Origin of the sequence: Catenuloplanes sp. NPDC051500, from assembly GCF_044454585.1 — a bacterium.
GTDB lineage: Bacteria > Actinomycetota > Actinomycetes > Mycobacteriales > Micromonosporaceae > Catenuloplanes.
Window position 1 is genome coordinate 1 of sequence record NZ_JBITDX010000057.1, and the last position, 1,532, is coordinate 1,532.

Below are 1,532 nucleotides of genomic sequence, written 5' to 3' on the forward strand. Positions count from 1 at the left end.
TCTGTGTAACCATCCTTTTGCCCCTATAAGACCATTGTAGACGTGATGCGGCCTGGGAATGCGATTTCGAAGGCGCCGAGTGCGTCTTTCCAGCCGTGGGTCGTGGCGCCCTCGACCAGGCGGGGCTTGGCGGTGCGTTTGTTCGCGGGCTTGCCGCGGTCGGCTTCGCGGTCGCGGGCGCGTTTGTCTTCGATGTCGCAGATCGCGAGCCAGATGAGCTTGATGACGGCGTCGTCGGTCGGGAAATGCCCGCGGTTCTTGATGATTTTCCGGATTTGGAAGTTGAGGCTCTCGATCGTGTTGGTGGTGTAGATGATCCGGCGGATCGAGGGCGGGAACTCCAGGAACGGGATGAACCGGTCCCAGGCCCGTTCCCAGACCGCGATCGCCGTCGGATGCTTGCGCCCGAGCTCGGAGCCGGACAGTTCCAGCAGGGCGGTCTCGGCCGCGTCGGCGTTAACCGCGGTGTAGACCGGCTTCAGCGCGGCGGCGAGCTTCTTCCGGTCGGCATAGGACACATAGCGCATGCTCGCCCGGATCAGATGGACCACACAGGTCTGCACGATCGTGTGCGGCCAGACCGTCTCGACCGCGGCCGGCAGCCCTTCGAGACCGTCGCAGCAGGCGATCAGCACGTCACGCACGCCCCGGTTACGGAGTTCGGTGAGGACACCGAGCCAGAACTTGGCACCCTCGTTGTTCTGCAGCCAAATCCCGAGCACATGCTTGACGCCGTCGCAGTCCACGCCGACGACCAGATGCGCGGCCTTGTTCCTCACCTGGTTGCCGTCACGGACCTTCACGACGAGGGCGTCGATGTAGACGATCGGATACACGGCGTCCAGCGGCCGGGTCTGCCACGCCTTGACCTCGTCCAGGACCGCGTCGGTGACGACCGAGACCGTGTCCGGAGAGATCTCCGTGCCATACACCCGCCGCAGGTGGTGACAGATGTCCCGGACGGTCATCCCGCCCGCATACAGGCTGATGATCACATCCGACAGGCCGCCGAGACGGCGTTCACCCTTCGGGACCAGCATCGGGGTGAACGTCCCCGCCCGATCCCGCGGCACGTCCAACGACACCGGACCGATCTCGGTCTGGACCGTCTTCGGCGTGCTCCCGTTCCGCGAGTTCCCACTGCCCCGGCCCGCCGGAGCATGCCGGTCATAGCCCAGATGCTCACCCAGCTCGGCCTTCAGCCCACGCTCAAGGACCGCCTTGCACAACTCGGACAGGAAACTCCCCGCCCCGGTCAACCGGCCACCATCGGCACGCACCCGGGCCACCATCTGGTCCAGCAACTGCTCATCCAGCAGCGCCTTCACCGCCGGCGCCCCCACGCCCGGCACGCCGTCGCCAGCCAGCGGCAGCCGCGGCGTGACCGCCGGCTCCACGTGCTCGTTGTCGATGGTGAGCGGGTCGAAGTCGTCAGTCAGCGTCATGATCATGATCCTGTCTGCACCACCAGGCCGAAACCCGGCAATAACGGATAATCTACACATCCGTTACACAGACCTTCCGACACGCTC

The 1,532-nt window shown here is 65.3% G+C and carries 1 protein-coding gene; it reads right to left on the reverse strand.

The annotated features are described in order from the left end of the window. Positions 1-23 precede the first annotated feature (23 nt). Positions 24-1,292, reverse strand: a complete 1,269-nt coding sequence (locus ACIA8K_RS41220) for an IS256 family transposase (RefSeq protein WP_396068962.1) — start codon at positions 1,290-1,292, stop codon at positions 24-26. Between the last annotated feature and the right edge of the window lie 240 nt (positions 1,293-1,532).

Coding starts and splice junctions, on each gene's coding strand:
- ACIA8K_RS41220 (WP_396068962.1), bottom strand. CDS start 1,292: ATGGTGGCCCGGGTGCGTGCCGATGGTGGCCGGTTGACCGGGGCGGGG.